Origin of the sequence: Shewanella sp. NKUCC05_KAH (assembly GCF_019345585.1) — a bacterium.
GTDB lineage: Bacteria > Pseudomonadota > Gammaproteobacteria > Enterobacterales > Shewanellaceae > Shewanella > Shewanella oncorhynchi.
Genome location: NZ_JAHKQZ010000002.1, coordinates 391,907 through 411,830, shown reverse-complemented (window position 1 = coordinate 411,830; position 19,924 = coordinate 391,907). Strand labels below are relative to the sequence as shown.

14 protein-coding genes are annotated in these 19,924 nt (G+C 46.7%); 2 read left to right on the top strand and 12 right to left on the bottom strand.

Features of this window, described 5'->3' with window-relative positions:
• Positions 1 to 718 (top strand): IS4 family transposase (locus KO533_RS03695; protein ID WP_219252907.1); only part of this gene is annotated, 718 nt, incomplete at its 5' end.
• 231 nt (positions 719 to 949) lie between these two features.
• On the opposite strand, the gene panP is transcribed toward KO533_RS03695, so the two are convergent.
• The 10 genes from panP to KO533_RS03645 all read right to left on the bottom strand — a co-directional run bounded on the left by panP (position 950) and on the right by KO533_RS03645 (position 15,219).
• Positions 950 to 2,599, bottom strand: coding sequence for a pyridoxal-dependent aspartate 1-decarboxylase PanP (gene panP / locus KO533_RS03690; protein WP_219252906.1), 1,650 nt, complete (start codon positions 2,597 to 2,599; stop codon positions 950 to 952).
• 289 nt (positions 2,600 to 2,888) lie between these two features.
• Positions 2,889 to 4,103, bottom strand: coding sequence for a glycerate kinase (locus KO533_RS03685; protein WP_219252905.1), 1,215 nt, complete (start codon positions 4,101 to 4,103; stop codon positions 2,889 to 2,891).
• Positions 4,104 to 4,335: 232 nt separating this feature from the next.
• Positions 4,336 to 5,694 (bottom strand): GntP family permease, encoded by a 1,359-nt coding sequence (locus tag KO533_RS03680; RefSeq protein WP_028760489.1) that lies wholly within the window; start codon positions 5,692 to 5,694, stop codon positions 4,336 to 4,338.
• Positions 5,695 to 6,020: 326 nt separating this feature from the next.
• Complete coding sequence (locus KO533_RS03675) at positions 6,021 to 7,028, bottom strand: catalase family peroxidase (protein WP_219252903.1); 1,008 nt, start codon at positions 7,026 to 7,028, stop codon at positions 6,021 to 6,023.
• 208 nt (positions 7,029 to 7,236) lie between these two features.
• Positions 7,237 to 8,475, bottom strand: coding sequence for a sugar diacid recognition domain-containing protein (locus KO533_RS03670; RefSeq protein ID WP_219252902.1), 1,239 nt, complete (start codon positions 8,473 to 8,475; stop codon positions 7,237 to 7,239).
• 8 nt (positions 8,476 to 8,483) lie between these two features.
• A complete protein-coding gene (locus tag KO533_RS03665) occupies positions 8,484 to 9,164 on the bottom strand; it encodes a uracil-DNA glycosylase family protein (protein WP_219252900.1) in 681 nt (226 codons plus the stop codon).
• Positions 9,165 to 9,274: 110 nt separating this feature from the next.
• Positions 9,275 to 9,880, bottom strand: a complete 606-nt coding sequence (locus KO533_RS03660; protein WP_219252898.1) for a hypothetical protein — start codon at positions 9,878 to 9,880, stop codon at positions 9,275 to 9,277.
• A gap of 216 nt (positions 9,881 to 10,096) precedes the next feature.
• Complete coding sequence (locus tag KO533_RS03655; RefSeq protein WP_168823633.1) at positions 10,097 to 12,184, bottom strand: MtrB/PioB family decaheme-associated outer membrane protein; 2,088 nt, start codon at positions 12,182 to 12,184, stop codon at positions 10,097 to 10,099.
• 12 nt (positions 12,185 to 12,196) lie between these two features.
• Positions 12,197 to 13,198: a decaheme c-type cytochrome MtrA gene (gene mtrA, locus KO533_RS03650; protein WP_028760483.1), complete on the bottom strand. Its 1,002-nt coding sequence runs from the start codon at positions 13,196 to 13,198 to the stop codon at positions 12,197 to 12,199.
• 68 nt (positions 13,199 to 13,266) lie between these two features.
• Positions 13,267 to 15,219: an OmcA/MtrC family decaheme c-type cytochrome gene (locus KO533_RS03645; protein WP_028760482.1), complete on the bottom strand. Its 1,953-nt coding sequence runs from the start codon at positions 15,217 to 15,219 to the stop codon at positions 13,267 to 13,269.
• Positions 15,220 to 15,357: 138 nt separating this feature from the next.
• On the opposite strand from KO533_RS03645, the gene KO533_RS03640 reads away from it, so the two are divergent.
• The gene (locus tag KO533_RS03640) at positions 15,358 to 15,519 is read left to right on the top strand and encodes a hypothetical protein (protein WP_198572185.1); all 162 of its coding nucleotides are present in this window, start codon (positions 15,358 to 15,360) and stop codon (positions 15,517 to 15,519) included.
• 42 nt (positions 15,520 to 15,561) lie between these two features.
• Here KO533_RS03640 and KO533_RS03635 read toward each other — a convergent pair whose 3' ends face one another.
• Together KO533_RS03635 and KO533_RS03630 are read right to left on the bottom strand one after the other, a co-directional pair.
• Complete coding sequence (locus KO533_RS03635; protein WP_219252896.1) at positions 15,562 to 17,754, bottom strand: OmcA/MtrC family decaheme c-type cytochrome; 2,193 nt, start codon at positions 17,752 to 17,754, stop codon at positions 15,562 to 15,564.
• Between the two features lie 248 nt (positions 17,755 to 18,002).
• The gene (locus tag KO533_RS03630; RefSeq protein WP_219252894.1) at positions 18,003 to 19,922 is read right to left on the bottom strand and encodes an OmcA/MtrC family decaheme c-type cytochrome; all 1,920 of its coding nucleotides are present in this window, start codon (positions 19,920 to 19,922) and stop codon (positions 18,003 to 18,005) included.
• Positions 19,923 to 19,924: the final 2 nt, after the last annotated feature.

Sequence of the window (19,924 nt, the reverse complement as noted above, 5' to 3'; positions counted from 1 at the left end):
TAATCCATGGTTTCGAAAAGTCGAGCAGCTCGGTTGGTATTGGCTGGGTCGCGTTAGAGGATTGAGTGTCTATCGGCCGCATCCTTTCGGTCGCCAATTTTCACTAAAAGCGCTTTATCCCCAAGCCCGTCGTCGCGCAAAACATGTTGGGCGGGTGGCGTTATCGGTAAAGAAACCTTTGTTATGTGAGATGGTATTGTTCAGGGCCCCAAGTAAAGGCAGAAAAGGTCAGCGAAGTACGACAACAGACTGTCACCATACTGCGCAATGGACGTATGAGTTGACCGCCAAAGAGCCTTGGGCACTGGTGACTAACTTGACCATGGAAGCCATGTCGCCTCAAAAACTGGTTAATATTTACCAAAAGCGGATGCAAATAGAAGAAACCTTTAGAGATTTAAAAAGTCCCGCTTATGGCTTTGGTTTACGTCATAGCAGAACACGTTACGCGGCGAGGATGGATATACTGCTATTGATAGCATTATTGGTGCAACTGGCATTTTGGTGGGTAGGATTATATGGGGAAACACAGCAATTACAGCGGCACTTCCAAGCAAACACGATAAAGAAAAGGAATGTGCTATCAACAATCAGGATGGGCAAAGAACTGCTGCGGCGACGGCATGATTACCCCATATCAGCAGATAATTTGCTTTGTGCTGCGAAGAAACTAGCTGAACTCTCATTAATTCATGGTTGTTGGGGTTATGAATTATGAGGGGATCCTACAGCGTAGAGCCGCCATGGATGGCTTCACGGCGTGTCACGGAAGCAATGGAATTCGGCGTATCCGCAACGAGATCAGAAGTGCTTGGAAAAGCCTTATATTTTTTAACCTCACCTTCCTTCATCCCAGCTCTACAAACAAAAACAGCCGCAAATATTTGCGGCTGTTTTTGATTAACACTCTGGATTTAAATAAGATTTAAAGCTTATGCCAACTCGCTCGCTATTCATTGACCATAGCTAATAGCGCAGGTAAGAACTCTTTATCTAATGTGGCAATTTCACCTTGCTCGATAAGCACTTGATTAAGGATCTCATGGCTAGTCAAAGGATTAGCTAATACCACTCGAAAAACCACTGTGGGTTGTCTAAAGTAGCGCGCGGGTTGAATGCGGGTGCGGGAGACGAAGGATTTACCCTGTTCGCGTTGGTGCTTTTGAATAAACTGGGTGAGGCCATCGAGCAGCTCGTTAAAGCGGGCGAGTTTTACTGTGTCTGCTTGCTCACAGGCAAGTTGCATGGCGGCTTGGATGCTGGCGGGCACATAACGGTAAGTCAGCAGACACAGTTCTGGCTCAGTGATTAGCTCAAAATCCACATGGGTTTTGATTTGTTCGGCAAAATAGCGGGCTTTTTCAAGGCTGTTATTGATTAAGATTTCATAACCATCGCGGCCTATGATCTGTAAGCAAGCATGCACTAACATCGCCATGCCGGGGCGTGAACCTTCCAGCGTTTGGCTGCCGAGATCCTTTGAACCACGGCGCAGAATATACTCGGCGTGATGGGCAATGGCGTGGGCGAACTCTGGGTCTTTAAATAACACCATGCCCGCGCCCATGGGCACATACATTTGTTTGTGGGCATCGATAGTGACTGAGTCCGCAAGTTCGATACCTGCGAGTAAGTGGCGGTATTTATTGGATAATAAACTTGCGCCGCCCCACGCTGCATCCACATGGAAATGGCAATTTAACTCTTTTGCGAGCGCCGCTAACTCTGTCAGTGGGTCAACATTACCGGTTTCAGTGGTGCCGGCCACGCCAACAATCGCTAATACCTTGATGTTTTTACGGGCAAGTTCAAGGGCGGCTTGGCGCATTTTCGCGACATCGACCTTGTTATCGCTGCCCGTGGGAATGCTGATGATATTGTCGCGACCGATGCCAAGCAGATCGACGGCTTTGCCCAGCGAATAGTGACCGCGCTCCGACACTAAAATCGCTAAATCATCATGGCCATAGTGGCGCAGCGCCTTGAGTAAGCCTTCGCGGCTGACGCCTTTAAACTCGCCATCGGCTTTTAATAATTGGTTACGGGCAATCCACAGCGCCGTGATGTTGGCGACCGTGCCGCCGGAGCAAAATGCGCCGAGGGAATGATTGGCGCTGTGCATCCAGCTTTGATAAAAATCCGTATCTTGGGCGTAAATCAAATGGTGCATCATGCCGAGCACTTGGCGCTCAAGCGGCGTAAATGCCTTAGAGGTTTCGATTTTGACCAGATTTTGATTGAGTCCCACCATCATCTTCGACAGTGGCAACACAAAGTAGGGCAGTGCCGAAGTCATGTGGCCGATAAAACTCGGTGCCGCTGTGTGTACCGAATGCGCCACCAGATTTTGCATAATTTCGTCTGTGTAATCGGAGACAAAACGCGGCTGAGTTGGGATCTCAAAGGCTTGAAAATCGGTTTCGATTTCAGACAAGGGTTTTTCGAGCGCGGCGATACTGTCACCCAAAAAGCCTGCTAAGTCCTCGGAGAGCTTTTGCTCAATAATACTCAGCGTTGAGCTTGCATCTTCCGGTGCAGTAAAAATGCGCAGCAAACTTGCTTCGGATGCGGTGGCTTGGCGAGGGAGTTTCTGGGTCATGGGGCTTGCCGTCTATTAATTTTTATAGTGAAACCGCAAATTGGCTCGAAGAGTATAACGTACCAGTGATTCTCGACTAGTGACTCTCAAATGTTCAATCAGCGGAATACCAAAAAGGGAGCTCACTTTACTGCAAGGCCTTTTAGGCATCAAGCACTAAAATTTTGTATTGCCAAAGCGTTGCGGCCTAAATAAGCAAAGGCGCCGTTATGGCGCCTTTATGTTTAACTCGACGGGCCACTCATCAAGCCTGAGCATTAGCCCTCAAAACTCATGTTGGCCCTAAAAATTAGCGCTGGCCTAACATGAGTACCGCGCCGATATTTCGAGCGGTATTGCAAAGGTTTAGCTTGGCATTGGCTAGCACATCATCAAGTGGACTTAAGTGCGGGATGATAGGGAAGATAGCCGTCATACCGTGATCCAATATGGCATTGGCGTTTTCACCGAGGCAGCCCGAGATACCGATAGTGGGAATGCCCTGCAATTTGGCTTGCTTTAACACGCCCATTGGGGTTTTACCAAACACGGTTTGACCATCGATGCGGCCTTCACCTGTGATCACTAAATCGGCGCCACGGATTTTGTCCGCAAGGCCAACGGTTTGCATCACAATCTCAACCCCGGGTTTAAGCTCGGCATTTAAAAAAGCCATCACGCCAAGACCCATACCGCCAGCAGCGCCAGCCCCCGCATGATCGCGGTGATCGCTAATGCCATTGCGGGCAATCACATCGGCATAATGGGCAAGAGCGGCATCTAGCTGCTTAACCATCTCAGGCGTCGCACCTTTTTGCGGACCAAAAATTGCCGATGCACCGCGTTCACCGCACAGTGGATTATCAACATCGCAGGCAACTTCGAAGCTGCACTCACGTAAAAGTGGATGAGCGTTTGATACATCGATTTGAGCAAGGTTCGCCAGCGCTGCGCCGCCAGAAGGTAGCGTTTTACCTTGGCCATCGAGCAATAAAATATCCAGCGCTTGGGCCATACCCGCGCCGCCATCGTTGGTGGCACTGCCGCCTAGCCCCAAAATGATGTGCTTTATCCCCCGATTAAGCGCATCACAAATCAGCTCGCCCGTGCCATAACTTGTGGTAAGCAGCGGATTACGTTGCTCCCTCGGCACATGGTGCAAACCTGAGGCTGAGGCCATTTCAATCACGGCAATCGCGCCTTTATGTGGCGATTTGCTCGTTGGATCTGCACGTGAAACTGAAGCAGAACTTGTATTCATAGCCGCGCCCAGAATGCCTTCCCCAAGGATGCCATAGTGCGCTTGCACTCTATGCCCCAGTGGCCCCATGACCTCTAAGCTGACAATACTGCCGCCCGTGGCGTCCACCATAGATTGCACTGTGCCTTCGCCACCATCGGCAACGGGTATTTTGATTATGTCGCAGTCGGGTATCACTTGTTTTAAGCCTTGTTCGATGGCGTTGGCCACTTCGAGCGCGCTTAAGCTTTCTTTAAATGAGTCGGGGGCGATAACTATTTTCATTAAAAATCCTACAGCTAAATGGGATAAAACAGGGCTCAATGTTGAACACTAAACCCAAGGCCACTTACGTTGGGCGCAACAACATCCCTGTGCTAAAACTGAGGTGATATAAAGGCATTTATATCCATCACTGGCACATTAATCTGTTGCAATTATTAGGGCGTATAACAGAGATATATCTTGGGCACGGCATGTGCCCAAGGGACAATATTGAATCAAGAACTCATTAATATTAGAGCAACACTAGGCTTAGCACATACACAGTTACCATGGATGTTACACCTTGGATTAGGGTCGCCATAGTTTGGGCTTTATAGGCTTGTTTGACGCTCATGCGGCTAAACTGGGTGACGACCCAAAAGAAGCTGTCATTGGCGTGGGAAACTGTCATTGCACCTGCGCCAATGGCCATTACTGTTAACACTCGGCCCATATCGCTACCAAGACCAATATCGCCAAGCATAGGCGCAACCAGTGCAGAGGTTGCGACTAACGCGACTGTCGATGAACCCTGCGCTGACTTAAGCGCGGCAGCGACGATAAATGGCATGAAGATACCGATACCCAGTGCCGACAGTGATGTGCCCAAAAAGTCACCGATAGGCGTGGCTTTTAATACCGCACCAAAGGCACCACCTGCACCTGTGATTAAAATAATCGGCGCGGCAGTGACGAGCCCTTGGCTGATGCGTTCGCTAAATTCGCTGATCTTATTCTCACCCTTTAACAGCAGCAGGGATAAAAACAGGCCAATCATCAGGGCATTAACGGGCTGACCGAGGAACACGAGCGCATCAAACACACCTTCTTTACCCAAAGGCGCTGAAGGGAGGTTAGCGATAGAACCTAAACAAATTAATACGATAGGCACAAAAATTGGTGCGAAAGCTTTTAATGGACTTGGTAGCGTGCCATAGCTTTTTTTCAGCGTTTCATAGTCACTGGCCTGCGCTTTAAGTTCTTCTGCGCCTTCACCATCGGGCTCAACATCGGCAAAGCGGTTTGCCCATAACATACCCGCGAGTGCCGCAACGGCGGCCACAAAGAGACCCACACCGATCACTAAACCTAAGTTGGACTCTAAGCCTAAGTTGCCTGCGGCGGCGATAGGGCCTGGCGTTGGCGGTACAAAGGTGTGAGTGGCGTACAGACCTGTGGCTAAGGCAACGCTCATGGAGACACTAGAGACCTTCATGCGGTTCGCCATCGATTGTTTCAGTGAGTTTAAGATCACAAAACCCGAGTCACAAAAGACCGGAATAGACACGAGATAACCGATAATTGACATAGTGAGTGTCGGGAAGCGTTTACCTAATATCTTGATCACCACATCGGCCATGGTGATGGCGGCGCCGCTTTTTTCCAGAATAATCCCTATGATAGTGCCTAAGACGATCACTAAGCCGATATAGCCTAAAATATTGCCAAACCCTGTGGTAATGGTTTTAGCGATTTCTCCGCTTGGCAGACCATAGGCGAAGGCCGCGATAAAGGCGGCCAGAATTAAGGTTAAAAAGGGGTGGAGTTTAAATTTTGAGGTCGCGATAACAATAAATGCAATCACGCCGATGAGAATAAGCACTAAGTTCATAGTTTGTCCCGTTCAGTTCTTGGCTGAAGTTTTTGAGTAAGTTTTTTGACTTATAGTGTAGGGCGCAGTGCTTATTTGGGCCTGAGTCCAAATGAGGGCTGCTTTAAGGTCATCCTATTATTGTGCAGGTATGTTTGAATAGCTTTGGCTAAATCCACGGAATTACCGCGTTATGTTTCGCCATTTTTGTGCTCATGCACAAAAATGCTTAGGTGAATTCGAATGCAGGAGGAGGCGTTTTGTCGGTAAGGGAGGCGCTTGTCGATAAGGATTGGCAAATAGGGCTATTTGCCAATCCTAAACAGGAGGGACTTAACTCGACATCTTTATTGACGACGAATAAAGGATTCTACATAAGCTGCGGTGCGGGCATTGAGTATCGGATCGGCAGATGCAGTAATGCCCTTAGGTAATAACAGTGGGTTAAATATGCCTTTATCACACTGTTGAACTAGGGGATCGCTATCTCGCTCACCGTTAATCATCACTTGGCCTACCAGTAAACGCTGGCGAGTTTCAGGCCAGATCACGGTTGGGTCATTAATCTCATCCCCCATTTCGGCGAGTTGAATATAGAGGTTCCATTGTGCTGGCTGGGTTTTAATGCGCTCGAGTAATTCTGCCTTTAAAAAATCATCACTGAGACTGGCAAGTTCACTGGCTGACAGCGCGGCAGTACCTGCGACAGGTTCAAAAATCCATTTACCCGCGACCGTTTCACCTTGTTGAACACTGTTTTTTTGCGTGCTGAACAGGAAACTATTTACACCAAAGTAGCGGCTGTTGGCAAAACTTGGGCTAGGAGGCAACTGTTTAACATAGTCGAAAAAAGCTTTGGCGCTGGGTTGATTATCAATAAGCCACTGTTTACCTTCAGGGCCTTGTTTCACTTTGGTCTGAAAGTTAAAAAACTCTTCGAGATTTTTGGCAAAGAAAACGGGAACGTTAGTGGTGACAAAGTTAAGGTTTTCTTTATCGCCGTCAATTTTGAGTGACATAAAGCGCCCAGCGGTTTTATCTGAGATCTGCGGATTTGTACCGCCGAGGGAAAAGCGGGCTGTGACCTTGATACTATCTTGATTAAAAAATGGAATTGCCAACGTTTGTTGTAATTGTGGATTCGGTTTAAAACTGCCTGAGGTACAAAATCCCTTAGTGTGATTACGCAGTTTGACTTTTTTACCCGCCTCGCGACTTACCGCATCGGGTGTGCCGTTCACGGCATCGACCAGTTCGGGAATGGTTTTCTCGGCCGCGATTAACGAAGGTGAAGTCAGCGCTAAGCCGCTAATGAGACAAGCTTTGGCGAGTAAAGTCAGTTTGATTGAGGTCATTATCATTCCTTTCAATGGACTAAGTAGAGAGCGCTAGCATATCGACGCGATACTATATGAAAGGATAGGAAAGGGGATACGGTATAAATCTTTCAATTAATTTTTTAGTACAGGCCAAGTTTTACTCAATTGATCTGGTTATAAGGTTTGCGCCGTCATCTGCGGGCTTTTTCTGGCTAATCTGTTGAGTTGCTAAGTCATTTGAGCGTTAAGTTAAGCGAGTCGAAGTATCAATTAATTGCCCAAGATACAGGCTTAATAATCCATGCAGGGATTGAATGTCGGCTTGGGTGATTTGCTGAATTTTATCAAGGCGATATCTGAGTGTATTGCGATGAATAAACAGGGCATTCGCGCATTGCTGTGCATCGCCAAAGTGGGTGATGTATGCCGCTAAGGTTTTGCGTAATTGGCCGTTTTTGTCCGCCTTGGCGAGTTGCTGGTAGGGCGTTGCCAGCGCCTGACCGCGCCAGTCATGTTTTAGCCCTGCAAGTAACACTTGTAGGGAATAATCTTCAAACAGGTATTTATTCCCTTCTGCATTGAGCTGCTTACCGAGTGCTAAGGTTTCTTGAGCCGTGTGATAGGAGCGCGCTATCCCACCTTTTTCCGGGAAGAAATGGCCTAGAGCAATTTTAAAGTTTAAATCCATTTGGGCGGGTAAGCGCTGCAATAGCTTATCGATACGCTGATTTTCAAGCTCAGGATCCCATTGTTTTCCATCTAAAAAAGCAGGCTTTAGGATCACCAACTGCGACATTGAGGTCATGGCAATCAAGTTACCACGGTCAGGATATTGCAATAGATGCAGCACTTGCTTGAGGGTTTCACTGACTCTGGGGCTACGTTCATCGGCGGGCTGAGTGGATGCCTCAGCTAAGTACAAGGCCGATGGGGTGGTGTCGGTTTTTAAATGCTGTTTCTGGATGTTTTTCTCGCTGATCTCAATAATGGCCGCGACTCTTGGCAGGCTGATATCAATGTCGAGCTGTTTTGCCCAGCGGTGCAACTGTGCATCATCGGTTTCAGCTTTGATCAGTTGCAGAATAAACTCTTCACGCTGGCGATTCTCCCATTGCAATTTATCCTGCAGGTTGGCTTGTTCAACAATCATTTCGGCGGTCATTTTGAGTAACTCACCATAATGGGTGAGCTCACGTGGATCACCGGTAATGCCGACAACGCCGATAATTTGTCCTTGATAATGTAAGGGTAAATTGATACCTGGCTTAACGCCATGCAGCCCTGAGGCGACTTCTTGACTGATCTCCACATTGCGATTTTGGGCAATCGCCAGCAGCGCGCCTTCGTGGGTTGACCCTATACGCTTAGGGTCGCCTGAGCCTAAAATCACCCCTTGGCCGTTCATCACATTGATATTGTGGCCAATGATTTTCATTGTGCGGCTCACAATTTGCTTAGCGATGGCAGAATCAAGTAGATACATACAGGCGCCTAGTGGGGTTGAAGGTTTAATAGGGATGCAATACGCATTCTTAATCTGGGTAGCATATCGCGTTCAAACTCAGGATGCTGCTTAAGCCAAAGATTATTACGCGGGCTTGGGTGCGGCAAGACAAGATACTTAGGCCAATATAGCTGCCATTGCGCGCATGCTTGGGTCACAGTTATTGGTTTCAGTTTGGGGATGACTGTTACGTTAGTGCCGGTTGTTTGATGCTTAGTGATCGGCGAAGTAGGGTTTACGGCCTCGGACGATTCGCGCGGTAGATGATAGTCGATGGCATATTGGCCGAGGATCACAATTAGCTCTATTTGCGGCATTAGGGCGAGCAAAGCCTGATGCCAAGTGGCAGCACATTCGGAGCGCGGTGGTTTATCACCCTGCTTTTTACCGTTTTTTTCGATACTGCCCGGAAAACAAAATCCCATAGGGATAATGGCAAAAAGATTGGGGTCGTAGAATTGCTCCCGCGTGACATTCAACCAAGTGCGCAGCCGTTCACCGCTGGCATCGTCAAAAGGTATGCCTTTATGGTGGGTTTTCACGCCCGGAGCTTGGCCTGCAATCAAAATTCGTGCTTGGGTACTGGCCTGTAATATCGGCTTGGGCGCTAAGGGTAAATGGGCCTGACATAAAGTACAGGCGCTGATTTTGGCCAGCAGTTTGGCCATTGATGCTGAGCATGATGGCGATACAGTTACGCAAAGTGGCGATGGCGCTTTAGTGAGATTCATCTTAGTCAATTTAATCGCTAATTTTATCGTTGCTCATTCATTTTCAATCAGGATTGGAGCATCATCACTGTTTGATATACCCAGTAGCCAAAAAGAGAATAGCCAAGGATTAAACTGATATAACTTAATATCTTAGGAATTTGATTTCTGCTTGAAGCCAAACAAATGTGGGCCAGCACAATCGTAAAGAGGGCTAATGGCGCAATCACATAGCTCAAAGCTAAGATGAATAATGCCCCTAGGCTGATGATCCAATCTGCATTGCGATTGGTGGGTTTATCGATTTGGCAAAGCTGTAGTGGCAATAAAATCAGTCCAATACCGACACAGATAATACCTAAGTTAAGGGCGAAATCACTCCAACCTCTATGATCATAAATGGCTAACGCAATGGCAATTAATGGCACTATTAGTGCGCTTAATACATGGCGTCTAGCAAAAGTGGCGCTGCGATACTGACCCGCAAAAAAGAATAAGCCCTGTAGAAACAGATTGATTAAGGTAAAACCACCTAGGCCTAAAATGATAAATAGGCTCGCTGCGCCACCCGATGGGTCGAACGCCATGGCGGGTAAGGGTAATAGGCTTAGCCCCACTAGTGCGGGAATTGATAACAACCACTGAGATTGGGAGAGTGAAGAATAAATACGCATGGGCTCAGAGGATTAACTAAAAGATTGAATTAAGATCCGCTAAAGTGAGCCAAAACTCAAGGATTAAGCTTTTTATGGGCGGACTTTCGCGCCAGATTCTGATCTTATTCAAGATTTTTACTGTTATCTGCCATGATGTTATCGCTTTAAAAGATAATGCTGCGCTTAAACAAAAGCCCGCAACATGCGGGCTTTTCGTGTTATGAAGAGTATCGATTAGAGTTTGTAACTCATGCTCAGCATGATCATTTGCGCTGTGTAGTCATGGCTATTGCTGCCAAAGCCTACGACGTTCCAGATCCCATCGACGGCGATATCATTGGCGGCATCATTGTCTTTATAATTCTCAATTTTATAATCCAAGCGCAGCGCCATTTTCTCGGTGGCTTGATATTGAGCATATAAGTTAATGTTGTGCACTTTGGCAAAATAATCGCCATAGTCGCCTGTGATACCTTGTCTGACTTGAGTGTTACTGTCGGAGTTTGAATAAGTGTAATCCAATCCCATGCGTAACTTGTTCTCAAGCAAGTTGTTGTAGCTCAGGCCTGCCCCGATCACATCTACATTGTCTTCAATGAATCCTGTCCATGTCGGGGTGCTGTAATTACTGCTTCCCGCTTGTTCTGACTCAATGATTTGGTAGTTGTAGAAGGCTGTCGCCAGTAAATCATCGGTGATCATGTAGCTGATGTTGGCATCATAACTGGTGTCTTTTGACTCCGTTAAGCCAATAACTGTGTCAGAGTAGTCATCTAATGCGTAACGGGCACCGAAATCTATGGTCAAGCTGTCGATTGGCGAGTGGGTGACTCGAGCTTCAATCTGGGTTCTGTCGCGGTTAGCCAGATTGTACTTACGTAACAGGCTGTTGGTTTCAGAAGATGTCCATTCAGAAGCTTGATATTGCGAGCCATCACGCTGACCGTAACTGCCCTTAACCCACATATCCCAAGTTTCAAAGCTGTTAACGCGCAAACGTGCCCAAACAGTATTTTCATCCGTGGTTTCACGGTCTTGATAATTACGGTCATCACGTTTGAAGTCATAGCCGCCATCAAGCTTCAGTCCATGGGTAATACGATAATCCGCCGCCACTTTGAAGCGTTGGCTAGTGTTATCGTAAGGGGTGTTATAGGCCACCTTACCATTGACATTGTTGATGCTGACTTGGGTCCACTCTTCAATTTGAGTATTGTTATCACGGTCGCTATAGTCGTAGCTACCACTTAAGCGCAGTGAGTTAGTTACTTTACTGACGACTTTTAAGTTCAACCCAGTGAGGTCAACTTTGGCATCAACGGCCTCTGTCGGCACTTGATAGCCATAGCCTGAAGTGACTAATGCTTGGTCTTGACTCATTTGTCCCGCAAGCACACGACCTGTTAACACATTGGTATTGTCGTTGTATTGGCCCATGAGCGACACTGTGTGTGACTGGTTGTCAGGGTCAAGGGCGAGTGTGCCAGAGGTTTGAGCACCAAAGGTCGGATTGAAGGCACTGTCGAAGTTTAACTGGTTGTACTCGTTCTTAAAAATTGAGCCATTGTAGTTAAGTGCAGTGAACCAACGATCGCCTTTTAGTTTAATGCCAGCTTCAATGGAGTCAGTGGTGTAATCAACTGGCTCAGCTAACATCATGGATTGGTTAAAGAATCCACCTGATGTTTTTTTCAAGCCGGTTTTTTCTTCACGCATGTAGCTCACATGCGTACTCCACAGCGATTCACCTTGATAGTCAAAACCTAACCCTGTGCGCTCACGTTTGAGCGACAGTTCTAAGGCATTTAGGTTGTCCATCAGTAACGGCATCTGGTTGCTTGAACCCGCAGTTACCCAGTTGTCTGGCAAGGTTAAATTATCGCTGCCGACACCAGAGTAGGGCGTTAAGGCGCTATTACTGTTGTAAGTGGCGATTTGGCGATAGTTTACATTGACATTATACTGGCCCTGTTTGCCCGCATTGACATCTAAACGGCCACCATCCATGCCCAGTTGATAAGCTTCAACGCTGGCTTGATAGCCTTTCTCACCACGGAAGGTGACATCGGCATCAAATTTACCCGCAACTTCGTTTGAAGTCCCAAAGGCATTAGCCGAGCGAATATCCTCTTCGCTGTTGTAACCCACGCCCACACCCACAGTGCCAGACGTACCCGTTTCAACAACGCAGCCTTTACAGCTCCAAGCGGACATTTTGACTTTTTCTGTATTGGCATTGGCTAGGCCATACCCGTCGGCCGCTATTGCAAAACCTGTGTTTGCTAGTAACGCCAGAGTGATCAAATTGAGTTTAAATTTCATTTTCTCGTCTCCTTAGCGCTGTAATAGCTTGCCAGATGGATGGTTTGAACCATGGACCTGACTGTGGCAATTTAAACAGCTTCTTCCACCCGTAAAGGCATTGTCGCCGACGTTTGAACCTAAACCAGTGTTACCTAAGTAAGCATTGCTGGCGTGGCCATCGCTAGCGTGACATTGCTGACACAGCTGCGGTGCGCGGGTTTTCAACATGGCATCATTCACACTGCCGTGAGGATTGTGGCAAGTCACACAGTTCTCAGTGACGGGTGCATGTTCCCACAGTTTTGGGCCGCGTTTCTCGGCGTGGCAGGAGTAACAGGTTTCGTTAATGCTAGGCTTGTTTAGATCGGAATCTGTCATGCTCCCATGGGGATTATGACAATCGCTACAGGTCATTTGAGCCCATTTTAGTGGGTGACTTGAGCGTTTATTCATATCTGCTTTTTGCTTAGTATGACAGCTAGTACAGACTTCCATTTCGGTGTTTTTTGATAACACAGGATCTTTTGCGACATGCACTTGGTGGCATGAGGCACAAGCGACATCGGCATTGTCATGGTGACTACCGTTCCAAGATACGCGTTTATCATCTTGGTGGCAGCTCATACAGACACTGTTTTGTTTTTCTGCACTTAAGGTCGATTGCTTACCAAAAGTGATCATCGGCTCGTTGCCGCCTTTATTGTGTTGACCCATAGGACCATGACAGGCTTCACATTGCAGGCCAGCCATTGGGCTCTTTGATGAATCAATGGCGCCATGAACACCTTTGAAGAGGTCCATCACTTTTTCAGATTTTTTGTGGCACATCAAACAAGAATCAGCACCTTTAGGGGAGTAGCTGCCTTCGGCAAACTTCTTATCTAAGGTGGCTTCGACTTGTTCTGGAGTCATTTTGTCATCCCACTTTGAGGCGTGTGCACTCGGTGTGATGCATAAAGACATCACTGCAGACATTGCCATGGAGATGACAAGTGCCGGCAGTAGGTTTTTCATTTTTAGGCTGTTCTTCATAATAGGCTTCCCAATTTGTCCCAACAAAATTCAAGAAAGGGGGAGCGAACTCCCCCTGCTTGGGCAAATTACATCTTCACCTGAGTGTGATCTGTTGGTGTGGGTTTGTGACAGTAGAAACAGGTTTCTGACTGCGCCGCTTGATTGGCTTGAACATAATCACCGTTCACAATCGCGCCCATATTTTCTAAGCCGTGGCCAATAGATTCTGGCGCGTGGCATGAAGTACAAGTGGCAGTGATTGGCGTGGTGTATTTACCCGCAGTTGTTGCCAGAGCGCCTTTGACCTTGAATGCATCTAGGTTGAAGTCGTTATGACATTGGGTACATTCTTTGATGACACCTTGTTTACCATGAACAACGTGTAATTTCATTTCCAACGCACCTTTGTTAGCACCATTTGCATAGGTACCATCTGGGGTATGACAAGCGACACACGCATCCACACCTACGATTGGCTTACCGCTGGCATCTTTTGCATGTGATAGCTGTTCTGTCATCACAAAACCCGCATGGTGGCCTTTGTGAATTTCGAAGCTATCACCGTGACAACCTTGACAGGTACCAAACTCAACTGAGTTAACATGACGCATGCTCGGTGCTTTACCAGACTTAGTGCCAAAAGCTAGTTCGGCTTTCATGCTCGTTGTTGCGCTGTCTGCGGTACATGCGGTTAAGCTTGTACCAGTGCTACACACTTCTAAACCGATAATGGTAAAGGCGGTATCAGTATCGCCTGCACCGAAAGGTAGAGCGGGTGTTGTAAAGATCAATTTACCGTCAACTAAGGTTACACCTTCTTGCAGTGCACCATCTTTGACTAAGTCTTTCGCTATTTTCGCTTTACCGCTACCTGGACTTGGGTTGTAGCCCATGATCGGGAAGTTAGGGCCAACGTTGGTAACGGACTCTAAACGTTTAATCTTATCTTGAACGGTTGCCGCATCAATTGCGTTACCATCTTTGTCTAAGATAGACACGGTTAATACTGCAGTATCATCAGCTTGACCAGCAAGTGCTGCTGACATACCTAACTGAGCGATAACGGCTTTTTTGTCTGCAGTCTTACCTGTGTGCAGTTCTGCAGTCCAATCGCTGTTATGACAGGCGATACAGTTAGAGTTATCTAGCTGTTGTGAGTGACCTTTACCGGCAGCAAAGTCCACTGTGCTATGGCAGCTTCCACATGAGGCGGCAGTTGGGATACGTGACCAATTACTCCAATCAGGCGTAGCCTCATTTGCTGCGTGACAGCTTTGACAGCTTTCTAATGAGCCTAAGGTGAGGTCTTTGTGCTTAGCGTGAACGAGAACATTAAACTCTTTACCTACGCCAACTTTTCCGGCTGTGTGGCAAGTTGCACAGTAATTAACGTCAGAATACGCGCCGCCATGTTTAACATTGGCTAAATCTTGGTGACAAGTATTACAGCTTTCTGTGGCGACAATTTTGCGACTATATGTTGGCAGTGCGCCAGTATCGGCAGTGAAGTCGACAAAGGCGTTACTGTTTGGTACTTGAGTACCATCGGGAAGCGGAGTGTTATAAGCGCGGATTAATACTCGTTGAGCTAACTGTTCGTTATAAGTGACTTTAGTGTTAGCGGTCAGGTTCATACTAAAAGTATAACTGTAGTGACCGTTTTTCTTGTCAACGAAAGTCCCTGGGCATGTTGCAGCGACATCACAGGTTTCATCACCAAAGTATTGCCATTGTGACGCATTACCTGCACCAGTTGCGCCTTGTGGGATTAATTGTGCTGCGGCAAAACGCATTTTTTGTAGGCCAACAACGGGTAAATCATTTTCGTTAGTGACGGTAAACTCAACACTCGGAATACCGTTAGTGACGACAGATTTGTCAAAGGCGAAATTAAGGGTTTGAATCGCTGGAGCAGGTTCGCCACCAGGTTCACCGGGATTACCATCATTACCATCGCTGCCACCACAGCCCGCTAAGGCCATAGTGACTGCACTTGCTGCTAACAGCAGTGCGATTTTAGTTGTTTGTGCGTTCATCATTTTTTTCCCTGCATAGGTTTGGCATTGCTTAAACGCTATGTTCTAGAGCCAACAGATTCTATGTCTGTGTTTTTGGTCACTAGAAGCGACTTAAGTGGATGCTGGAAATAGAATTCCCCAAGGAAAGGCTAACCTAACATGACCTTAAAATCTCCAAGGCCTTTGCTAATGTGTGACTTGGATCTTTCTATTTCTAAAGAGGTATTTAAAGCGAGAGGTAAAAATGATTTTAGAACAAAAAAACAGCGGGGTTTTGAAAGGGAAGAATATAAAGAGAGAGGTAACAACCTCTCTCTTTAATAACAATAAAAACATTGCTCTGAATGAGAGCGTTATCTCTGTTTAGTTACCGTGGACTTCACTCAATTGAGCTGGTGTATGGCAAGTCGCACAGCTTTCAGATGCACGGGTTTGCACATCGGCTGCGCTAGTACCGTTTAAGATACCACCGTTAGCCTCAATATGAGATTTAGCGGCATCAGAGAGATATTTCTGGTGACAGCTTAAACATGCGCCTGCATCAGAAGAGACCCAAATATCGGTACCGTTATTGTTGATGTCACCAAAACGCCATGTGCGTTCAGGTGCACGGCCTAAGGTAATACCTGTAATGACGTTTGATTTATCTACAGTATGACATGTAGCACAATCAGTTTTAAGCACAGTGCCCGATTGTACGCCTGCATATTTTAGATAATGGCCTTCACGTTCGTGAGCTTTCCAAGCAAAGCTAGTTGGGATTTTGCCACCAGGATAGCTTGAATCGGCTTTAAGGGTTTTGTCTGATGTATGACAAGTTTGGCAGTTTACACCATTGTCATAGTGGTGAATTTCTTGATTGTGACAACCTTGACATTTTGTTGGGTCAATAATATCACGACGAGTAGCTGCTTTAGCTGTGCTATCCACAGCATTATCTTTCCAAACGAAGTGATAAGGAGCTTCTTTGACAGGGACTTTGTGTGTGTTAGCTGTCGCACAATCTGTCATCACAACATCCGCAACGCCATAGCCACCATTGTTGAAACATACTTCCAATGTTGACCATAGTTCGAATGTTTTACCATTTGCATCTGCGGGTAAATTGAACTTAGTGCCAGTCAATGAGTAGGTTTTATTGGCTTCGTTATAGGTACCTTCACTTAGAGCAATGCGACGGTTACTGTAAGAAGCCGTAGCAGAACTCGGGAAGTCTTTATCAGAATCCCATGCAACTACAACACGCGAGCCCTGGTTCACGAAGGCTTTGTCAATCGCATTGCCATCCTTATCAATAACTTGAACATCGAAAGTGATTTTGCCTGTGGCATTGACACCTACATTGCTGAACTTAATACCCATAGTTTTAGTGTCAGAGTAAGCTTTCAGCACATCGCCATGACGTTTAGCCGCACTGCCTGTTCCACCATAGGGTTGAGTTGCATTATGACAGGCAACACAGTCATTGCTGCTGTGGTGAGCAGATGGTTTTTCAGTGTGACAACCAATACAGGCTTGATTACTTAAATCAGCCTTAAATAGATCGGCATTAGCTGGCGCGTTCGTTCCTTCTACGTGACAGGCTGCACAATCAGCGGCAGGTTTTAATGGGAAACCAACCTTGCCATAGTCAATGACTTTACCGCCATACCCCACAATTTTATATGGTGCAGGAACTTCCGCTCCAGTTTCATCATAGGTATGACGTTCGCCACCTTTATGGATAGCATGAATCATGTAAGTAAATTCAATGCTATTGCCTGATTCAGGGTCACCAGAGGTTGCCGTATGGCAAGATGCACAGTTCTCAATATCAACTCTGCGGCCGCCGTGTAACTCTAAACTTTCTGGTTGGTGACAGGTGTAACAGGCTGTTATTGAAACAACGTTACGTGTTTGGATTCCTTCTGTTTTACCTGTTGAAGGTTGCCAGTCAAAATGTGCGTTTGCTGAAAGTTGTGGTAACTCAAGCTCTAAGGTTGCACGTTGAGTCGCTTCAGCGCTGTAAGTGATGGCTAAGGGCTCAGTGACATTGGCGATATTGGCTTGATAGGTATAACTGTAGTTGCCATCACCATGATCGACTAAACATGTATCACACTTGGCTGCAGCTTCAACGTTGGCTTGATATTGAGCGGATGGATTGAGGTTATCCACGCCAGAAGGCACTGTGCCAGGTTCTTTTTTCGTATTGATATAGGCTTGCCATTGGTAACCGCGGTCAGCGGGTTTTGCTGGATCTTCTGTTGCTACTGTTACGTGGCTAAGTTGCGCAATACCAAAGCGAATGTCGTGATCTTTATTCAAGCCAAGTACAGCCACACCATTCGCATTTTCTAAGGTGAAGTTGACTGTGACTTTACCTGCATCAATAGTGGCATCAGTAAAGTTTGCTTTGAGTGTTGAAGTTGAATCGATGTTAACACCGATAACGCCAGGTTTTCCGTCTTCACCATCTTTACCGTCACTACCACCGCAACCGGCGAGTAGTAGAGAGAGTAAACCGGCACCCAACATCGCTTTTGTTGCGGTATTGAAATTGAACCGTTTCATCATGATATTTCCCTGCAATAGTTGTAATCATCATCAAACGCTTGGCAAATAAGAATAAATCTCATTACCCGCATAGGATGTGTGGAATTAGTTTTCCATCTGTAAGGCTAACTAAGTCACTGGTATTTATCAGTCACTTTAGGCGGGTAATGTGACTGAGATCTGACTATTTCTTTAGGAGTAGATGACTGCATCGTATGAGTTCCTTTTATATCTGCAGTTGCTGGCCTTTTTAGGCCAGCATCATAGGGTTAGTTTATTGGATGCACTTTCAACACGTCCGCGACTCCACCCTGTCCATGACAGAAAGCACATGTTTCAGTTCCTGCGGTTGCATCGGATTTTGTACCTGCAAAAACAGCACCTTGCTGCGCCATGTGGTTATGAGTGCTGGTATCTGAATGGCAGTTGCTACACACAGCGGCAATTGGACTGGTAAAAGTGCCGTTATTGAGGGCAAGGGGTTGCACCGATGAATTTAAGGGGAGGGCGACGGTAGAAATTCCCGCAGTATCGTTAACATGGCATTGGGCACAGTTACCGATTTTTCCTGGGTAGTTTAGGCTTTCAAACCCCGTGAATTGACTGGTGTGAATACCGTGGATCAGCTGCTTAAAGTCAAATGATGTGATTGAAGGATTGGCTGCCGTCGCATCGGCCAGCATATTGGCGTTATGGCATAGCTGGCATTGACCATCGAGATCGTTACGTGAGCCGTGAATATTCAGTTTTTGATCGCCATGGCAATTACCGCAGCTTGCATTACTCACAACGCTACGACGACCTTCATTGCTCAATGCTGCCATATCAAAATAACTGTGGCTGGATTTAATCACTAACACTTCCGCCAGTTCAGTCGTGCAATCAACCAGTACTTTATCTTTGGCACAGACTCTGCCTTGAATCGCAAGTCCACCATGATCCGTTTCAGTGCCTGCTGGCACGGTAAGGCCCGCTATCGTATAGGTATAAATGCCATTAGAGCCTGATATGGGTGTGGATTCCGGCAGTTTAATCGAGCGAGCTGAACGGGTCGCATAATCAAAACTGGTTCCCCAGTTGGCATATACCCTTAAATCATTGATAAATTTTAGCTTATCGGCACTTTCGCTATACACAGTTCCTGTGGCTGGATTCATCAGCTTAACCGCAACAGTGACCGTACCATTGGCATCCATACTGGCGCTGGTGATACTTGGGCTAAATTGCATCAATGCCGCAGTTTTAGCTTCATCACTGTGTACGCTTGCGGTCCAGTCGGCATTATGACACGCCACGCAGTTACTGTTATCTGTTTGCACTGGGTGTCCTTCGCCTGCGGGGAAATTGATCTGTGTATGACAGGCACCACAGGCTTGCATGGTCGGGACTCTGCGCCAGTTTTGCTGTTCGGTTAACTCAGCCTTATCGACGTGACAGGTTTGGCAGTCACTAATGGGTTGCGGGAAGCCGGTTAAATGTTTGCTGTGGATCATTTGTGGGAAAATATCCGCAGGGTTACTGACTTTTTTGCTGTTATGGCAGGTGACGCAGGTTTCGATTTGATTATATCTACTGCCATGGAAAGCAAGATTACTGTGGCAACTATTACAGGTCTCTATTGTGACTAAGTTGCGGGTGTAAGCGACATTACTACCTGAAGATTGCCAGTCATAATGCTGATTGGTTATAGGTAAGGGCGTGTTATCGGCAAGTTTATCGCCGCCAATTTTGACCACCATTCTTTGGGTCGCTTCGGGCATAAACGTCACTCCATTCATGCCATTAAATGCGGCGCTGAAGGTATAACTGTAGTGACCGTTTTTATGATCTGTGAGACTGCCTGGACAAGTTGCCGCGCAGGTTTCAGCGGTAAAGTGCTGCCATTCACTGCTATTCCCCGCGCCTGTATAACCTTGGGGGAGAAGCTGCGCGGCAATAAATGTCGCCGATGGGATACCAATCACGGCTTCATCATCTTGATTGCTCACTTGAAAATCCACTTGAGCAATGCCATCTGTCATCGCGATTTTATCTACCATGATGTTAAGGCTAGTTATCGTTAATGCAGGTGGTTTCGCAGGCTCACCGGGTTTACCATCTTGGCCGTTATCACCGCCACAGGCGCTTAATAGCGAGACTAAGGCCAGCATAAGACTGAATTGAGTGCGAATTTTTGCAAACTTGTTCATAT

What these genes read in the sequence shown, in the direction of transcription:
- KO533_RS03640 (WP_198572185.1), top strand. Translation starts at nt 15,358, where the DNA reads ATGACCTTAAAATCTCCAAGGCCTTTGCTAATGTGTGACTTGGATCTT.
- KO533_RS03645 (WP_028760482.1), bottom strand. Translation starts at nt 15,219, where the DNA reads ATGATGAACGCACAAACAACTAAAATCGCACTGCTGTTAGCAGCAAGT.
- KO533_RS03630 (WP_219252894.1), bottom strand. Translation starts at nt 19,922, where the DNA reads ATGAACAAGTTTGCAAAAATTCGCACTCAATTCAGTCTTATGCTGGCC.
- KO533_RS03655 (WP_168823633.1), bottom strand. Translation starts at nt 12,184, where the DNA reads ATGAAATTTAAACTCAATTTGATCACTCTGGCGTTACTAGCAAACACA.
- KO533_RS03670 (WP_219252902.1), bottom strand. Translation starts at nt 8,475, where the DNA reads ATGTATCTACTTGATTCTGCCATCGCTAAGCAAATTGTGAGCCGCACA.
- panP (WP_219252906.1), bottom strand. Translation starts at nt 2,599, where the DNA reads ATGACCCAGAAACTCCCTCGCCAAGCCACCGCATCCGAAGCAAGTTTG.
- KO533_RS03685 (WP_219252905.1), bottom strand. Translation starts at nt 4,103, where the DNA reads ATGAAAATAGTTATCGCCCCCGACTCATTTAAAGAAAGCTTAAGCGCG.
- KO533_RS03665 (WP_219252900.1), bottom strand. Translation starts at nt 9,164, where the DNA reads ATGGCCAAACTGCTGGCCAAAATCAGCGCCTGTACTTTATGTCAGGCC.
- KO533_RS03680 (WP_028760489.1), bottom strand. Translation starts at nt 5,694, where the DNA reads ATGAACTTAGTGCTTATTCTCATCGGCGTGATTGCATTTATTGTTATC.
- KO533_RS03660 (WP_219252898.1), bottom strand. Translation starts at nt 9,880, where the DNA reads ATGCGTATTTATTCTTCACTCTCCCAATCTCAGTGGTTGTTATCAATT.
- KO533_RS03635 (WP_219252896.1), bottom strand. Translation starts at nt 17,754, where the DNA reads ATGATGAAACGGTTCAATTTCAATACCGCAACAAAAGCGATGTTGGGT.
- mtrA (WP_028760483.1), bottom strand. Translation starts at nt 13,198, where the DNA reads ATGAAGAACAGCCTAAAAATGAAAAACCTACTGCCGGCACTTGTCATC.
- KO533_RS03675 (WP_219252903.1), bottom strand. Translation starts at nt 7,028, where the DNA reads ATGACCTCAATCAAACTGACTTTACTCGCCAAAGCTTGTCTCATTAGC.